Source organism: Castellaniella sp. GW247-6E4, from assembly GCF_040276065.1.
In the GTDB taxonomy this organism is placed as follows: domain Bacteria; phylum Pseudomonadota; class Gammaproteobacteria; order Burkholderiales; family Burkholderiaceae_B; genus Castellaniella.
In genome coordinates this window covers 1-4,654 of the sequence record NZ_JBELOI010000030.1, presented here as the reverse complement: position 1 = coordinate 4,654, position 4,654 = coordinate 1, and the positions used below count along the sequence as shown (strand labels likewise).

The window sequence follows — 4,654 nt, the reverse complement described above, 5'->3', positions numbered from 1 at the left end:
AACTCAACTGGCTCATCGGGGGCTTCCTGATTGGGTCTCGTTCAACAACCTACATTCTGACAGGTCCAGGGGACTTGTTCAGACCTTCCTTAGCTTCCATCCACTGGACAGCACACGCGCGGCTACCGAGTCGCTGCTGAGCTGCTGTCATGGCTGTCGCAGACAGATCGAGAACCGTAATATTGGAAAAGCCGCCATCCAGAAGGTCGTCAACCAATGTAGACGCACCACCTCCTACATCAATAATCGATGCGTCGGCAGGTATGCCAGTTTCGTTGATTAGCCTCAACGACAACTTGGCGTGTGGTTGAAACCAGCTCACGTGATCACTCGACTTGGAGGCGTAAACGGTATCCCAATGTTCCTTTGACTGCATGGCAAATCCTCTCATCGCACATCTACTCTGCGCGATACGCTTGATGCCCCCACAAGGCTTCTTCCAGCTCACCCCCTCAGTTTATCCTTATTTCGACCAATATCTGCGGCACCAATGACACACGGCCTCTCAACAAACTGACCGACTCGCGGCACGGGAAACAACACGGATAAAATTACCACAACCTTCAGGCCAACCAAAGCAACCACACAACATAGAACTTCGAGTACTGTGTGGTGATTATTTTCAGAATTAAACGTAGGGCAAGCGGAAAAATGACGCCATTGACGACCTGCGACCCTCCTGTCAAAGCGGTCAACGCCTGGAAAGTGTTTCTCATTTTTCTTCGGCTCGGGCTTACGTCGTTTGGCGGACCCGTTGCCCATCTTGGCTACTTTCGAGAGGAGTTCGTTAACCGCCGGCACTGGCTCAGCGACAACAGTTATACCGATCTTGTCGCGCTTTGCCAGTTTTTGCCTGGCCCTGCCAGTAGCCAAGTTGGTTTGGCGCTTGGGCTATCTCGTGCAGGATATGGCGGTGCGCTCGCAGCATGGATGGGCTTCACCCTTCCGTCGGCGGCCATGCTCATACTCTTCGCGCTCGGTATTTCAACGTGGGGCGAAGCTGTTCCGAGCGGAATACTGCAGGGCTTAAAGATTGCGGCAGTCGCCGTCGTTGCCCAAGCGGTATGGGGGATGGCGCGTAACCTTTGCACGGGCACCCTACGAGTGACCATTATGGCAATCGTGGCTTGCGTGGTACTGGCATGGCCAGGCATTTGGAGCCAAGTAAGCGTGATTATCGCAGCAGGATTCGCCGGTTTGTTTTTATTTAAAGCAACTGGAGAATTGGTGCATGAGCCGCTCGATATCACGGTGAGCCGTCGTACCGGTGCCATTTTCCTGACGCTATGCATTGCTCTGTTGATTGGGCTGCCTGTGCTGGTTCAGACCTGGCCAAGCCAAGCCTTATCCATGTTCGATGTGTTTTACCGGGCCGGATCCTTGGTTTTTGGCGGTGGGCATGTCATCTTGCCTTTATTGCAAGCCGAGGTTGTGCCTAACGGCTGGGTGGCCAATGACACGTTTCTGGCTGGCTATGGTGCCGCTCAGGCCGTGCCAGGCCCTCTCTTCACGTTTGCCGCCTTTTTGGGTGCGTCAATGACGGCATCGCCAAATGGCTGGCTGGGCGGCCTGCTTTGCCTGGTCGCCATCTTTGTGCCCTCGTTTCTGATTGTGTTGGGCGCGCTGCCGTTTTGGGAGCAGTTACGCACCAACTTACGCATGCGAGCTGCGCTGATTGGCGTGAATGCCGCAGTAGTTGGGCTGTTGTTGGCTGCCCTTTATGATCCGGTCTGGACCAGTGCGATCCATCGGCCCACCGACTTTGGACTGGCGTTAATGGCTCTTGTTGCCTTGATGTTCTGGCGCCTTCCGCCCTGGCTTACTGTGTTGGGGTGTGGACTAGGCGGCTGGTTACTCAGTATTGCCCTATAAACTCACCGCAAATATAACGAATAGGTATCAATGCTTGTGTCGATGGTGAGCGTCTGGAAAATGCTCGTGGGCATGAGTTAACGGCTCATGGCGATGCCAATGGCTATGCGCTGTACCCGGCGCGACAGGCACATCGTGCGAATGCTGGTGATGCTCGTCATGGGTATGTCGGTGCTCATGCTCCAACGCCTCATGGGTATGGCTATGGCTATGGCGCTCAGTCAAGTGCAGCCAAATCCCGACGGCCATCAAGGCCCCTGCGACCAGCAAGGGCACGGTGACCGATTCGCCCAGAGCAATTGCCAATACAGCACCAAAGAACGGTGCGACTGAAAAATACGCTCCGGTACGCGCTGTGCCCAGATGGCGCAGGCTGACCACGAACAACGCGAGGCTTACGCCATACGCCAAAAAGCCCACCACCATGGCACCAGTCAAGCTTGGCCATGTGGGCAGCGAAGCACCTAAAATAAACGCCAAAATCAAATTCACAATGCCGGCGACCAGCCCTTTCATCGAAGCAATCCACGTGGCATCAGTAAGCGCGACCTTACGCGTCAGATTGTTATCGATCCCCCACGCCAGGCAGGCCCCGAGCACCGCCAATGCAGGCCAAACTCCGGCAAAGTGCGCTTCGCCCGGCCAACTCAACACCAGCGCCCCTGCGACGATAGCCACCATGCCGAGTGCAATGCGGCGATCAAAATTCTCTTTAAAGACAAACCACGCCAAAAGTGCCGTAAACACGCCTTCAGCATTGAGCAGCAAGGAGGCGCCCGATGCGGGCATCCCTGTTAAACCAACCATGAGCAAAACGGGACCGACCACGCCTCCAGCGCCAATGGCTCCGAGCAACCAAGGCACTTCGTAGCGCGGTAGCCGCACTGCTGGCGCGCGCGTCAAGCGGCGATAAAGCGTAAGCCCAATGCCCGAGCCTAAATACAGCAGGCCAGCCAGCAGCCAGGGGCTAACACTCTCAAGCAATAATTTAGCCAGAGGTGTCCCTGCTCCGAAAAGCAGCGCCGCCAGTAAAGCGGATATCACGCCCGGTTGACGTAGATTCTGCTTCCAGTGAGGTGTAGACATGCGAACTCTATAGAGATTTGGTGAGATATTCGCTTGACTCGTGCAATGCTGAAATCAGCGGACATTTGACTGCATTGTGCGCTGAACCGCATTGGGCCACGAGTTGATCCAGTGCCCTTTCAATGCGCTGCAGATCAGCGAGTTTTTCGCGTACGTCTAGAAGTTTATGCTCGGCGATCTCACGCGCTTCCTCGCAATGCATGCCATCGTCAAGCTTCAGCAGTTCGCCTACTTCGGCCAGGCTAAAACCCAGCCGCTGCGATGCTTTGATAAAACGCACCCGATCAAGGTCAGCGTCGGTATAGTGGCGAATACGGCCATAGGCGCGCTCTGGTAGAGGCATCAGACCCTTGCGCTGGTAGAAGCGAATAGCCTCGACGTTAATTCCGGCCGCCTGCGCCAGCAGACCCACCGTCAGCGTTTTTGAGGTTTTTTTCATTGATTGACTCTGTACTTAAGTACAGAAGTAAGCTTACACCATGCAAATAGATTCCACGAGCAAAAATACGACGACGACAACACAGGCCAAGCATCCCGCATTGCTTGCGGGCGGTATCGCTGCCGTCCTGGCGTCGACCTGCTGCCTGGGACCACTGGTACTGATCACACTGGGCTTTTCAGGGGCATGGATTGGCAATCTGGCAGTGCTCGAACCATATCGGCCTGTCTTCGTGAGCGTGGCTTTAGTAGCGTTGTTCTTTGCTTGGCGACGCATCTGGCGACCTGTCCTGGTCTGCTCATCTGGGAATGTTTGTGCCACACCGCAAGTCAAGCGTATCTATAAATTGTTATTCGGCACCGTATCCGGGCTAACGCTGAGCGCACTTGCGTTCCCCTACGTCGCCCCATGGTTCTACTAGAAGGAAGAAGTCATGAAAAAAATGCTTGTAGCCGCCGCATTGAGCATACTGACCGCTCCAGCTTGGGCCGTTCCCACGACTGTTACTTTATCTATACCGACGATGGATTGTCCGGTATGCCCTATTACGGTGAAGAAAGCACTCACTAAGGTGCCGGGTGTCAGTCAGGCAGAAATAAGCTTTGAAAAACGGCTGGCTACCGTGACGTACGAGAGTACTAAGACCTCCGTGGATGCCCTTGTGCAAGCTACGACGAACGCAGGCTATCCTTCGATATTGATGGAGCATGCAAAATGAGTGTCGTTATCCTGGAATCGACGCTGACTTGCCCGGAATGTGGGTATACCAAAACGGAAACCATGCCGACCGACGCCTGCCAGTGGTTCTACGAGTGCGAACAGTGCCATACCGTACTAAAGCCTAAGCCTGGAGACTGTTGTGTTTACTGCTCCTACGGCTCGGTGCCGTGTCCACCAGTTCAGGGTCAAGGGAAACAGAGCAGTTGTTGCAACTAAGCCAGTCGATAAGAGTTCAACATCGCTAACGTTAATTCTGTTATTGCTTCTAGGACGAGGTGTACTAAGATGCGCCAGTGCCACACCCCGTCCTTTCTACTCATCGCCCCATCATCCCGCCCATCATAATTGCCATACCGACAAATCCAATGACAGCAAACAGGCCGATTGCTGCCAGCACAATAAGAAGTATTTTCACCAGTTTGTTTTCCATGCTTTTCTCATTAAGAGCGGCTGAAATTAGCTAGGGAAGGTCTGATCAAGCCGATTTCAGAATCCGCTTTTCCAGCCCAATCGACTCGGTTTTCATAATGCAGAAAA

7 protein-coding genes are annotated in these 4,654 nt (G+C 54.0%); 4 read left to right on the top strand and 3 right to left on the bottom strand.

All coding sequences use genetic code 11. The features are described 5' to 3' along the window. Nucleotides 1-49 precede the first annotated feature (49 nt). The gene (locus tag ABS761_RS16730; RefSeq protein WP_350409525.1) at nucleotides 50-376 is read right to left on the bottom strand and encodes a class I SAM-dependent methyltransferase; all 327 of its coding nucleotides are present in this window, start codon (nucleotides 374-376) and stop codon (nucleotides 50-52) included. A 275-nt stretch (nucleotides 377-651) separates the two neighbouring features. Between ABS761_RS16730 and chrA the strand changes: the two genes are divergently transcribed. Further along, nucleotides 652-1,872: a chromate efflux transporter gene (gene chrA / locus ABS761_RS16725; RefSeq protein WP_323012369.1), complete on the top strand. Its 1,221-nt coding sequence runs from the start codon at nucleotides 652-654 to the stop codon at nucleotides 1,870-1,872. Between the two features lie 27 nt (nucleotides 1,873-1,899). Here the strand turns inward: chrA and ABS761_RS16720 are convergent, their stop codons facing one another. Continuing rightward, nucleotides 1,900-2,958: a DMT family transporter gene (locus ABS761_RS16720; RefSeq protein WP_323011193.1), complete on the bottom strand. Its 1,059-nt coding sequence runs from the start codon at nucleotides 2,956-2,958 to the stop codon at nucleotides 1,900-1,902. A 7-nt stretch (nucleotides 2,959-2,965) separates the two neighbouring features. After that, nucleotides 2,966-3,397, bottom strand: coding sequence for a mercury resistance transcriptional regulator MerR (gene merR, locus ABS761_RS16715; protein WP_323011194.1), 432 nt, complete (start codon nucleotides 3,395-3,397; stop codon nucleotides 2,966-2,968). Nucleotides 3,398-3,437: 40 nt separating this feature from the next. On the opposite strand from merR, the gene merT reads away from it, so the two are divergent. The 3 genes from merT to ABS761_RS16700 are packed head-to-tail and all read left to right on the top strand — an operon-like array spanning nucleotide 3,438 to nucleotide 4,333. After that, nucleotides 3,438-3,818, top strand: coding sequence for a mercuric ion transporter MerT (gene merT / locus ABS761_RS16710; RefSeq protein ID WP_323011195.1), 381 nt, complete (start codon nucleotides 3,438-3,440; stop codon nucleotides 3,816-3,818). Between the two features lie 12 nt (nucleotides 3,819-3,830). Then, nucleotides 3,831-4,115 carry a mercury resistance system periplasmic binding protein MerP gene (merP, locus tag ABS761_RS16705; RefSeq protein WP_269499742.1) on the top strand — a complete coding sequence of 95 codons (285 nt, stop codon included), beginning with the start codon at nucleotides 3,831-3,833 and terminating at the stop codon, nucleotides 4,113-4,115. Next, the gene (locus ABS761_RS16700) at nucleotides 4,112-4,333 is read left to right on the top strand and encodes a GDCCVxC domain-containing (seleno)protein (protein ID WP_350409523.1); all 222 of its coding nucleotides are present in this window, start codon (nucleotides 4,112-4,114) and stop codon (nucleotides 4,331-4,333) included. The genes merP and ABS761_RS16700 overlap by 4 nt, the downstream gene beginning before the upstream one ends. Nucleotides 4,334-4,654: the final 321 nt, after the last annotated feature.

What these genes read in the sequence shown, in the direction of transcription:
- ABS761_RS16730 (WP_350409525.1), bottom strand. Translation starts at nt 376, where the DNA reads ATGCAGTCAAAGGAACATTGGGATACCGTTTACGCCTCCAAGTCGAGT.
- chrA (WP_323012369.1), top strand. Translation starts at nt 652, where the DNA reads ATGACGCCATTGACGACCTGCGACCCTCCTGTCAAAGCGGTCAACGCC.
- ABS761_RS16720 (WP_323011193.1), bottom strand. Translation starts at nt 2,958, where the DNA reads ATGTCTACACCTCACTGGAAGCAGAATCTACGTCAACCGGGCGTGATA.
- merR (WP_323011194.1), bottom strand. Translation starts at nt 3,397, where the DNA reads ATGAAAAAAACCTCAAAAACGCTGACGGTGGGTCTGCTGGCGCAGGCG.
- merT (WP_323011195.1), top strand. Translation starts at nt 3,438, where the DNA reads ATGCAAATAGATTCCACGAGCAAAAATACGACGACGACAACACAGGCC.
- merP (WP_269499742.1), top strand. Translation starts at nt 3,831, where the DNA reads ATGAAAAAAATGCTTGTAGCCGCCGCATTGAGCATACTGACCGCTCCA.
- ABS761_RS16700 (WP_350409523.1), top strand. Translation starts at nt 4,112, where the DNA reads ATGAGTGTCGTTATCCTGGAATCGACGCTGACTTGCCCGGAATGTGGG.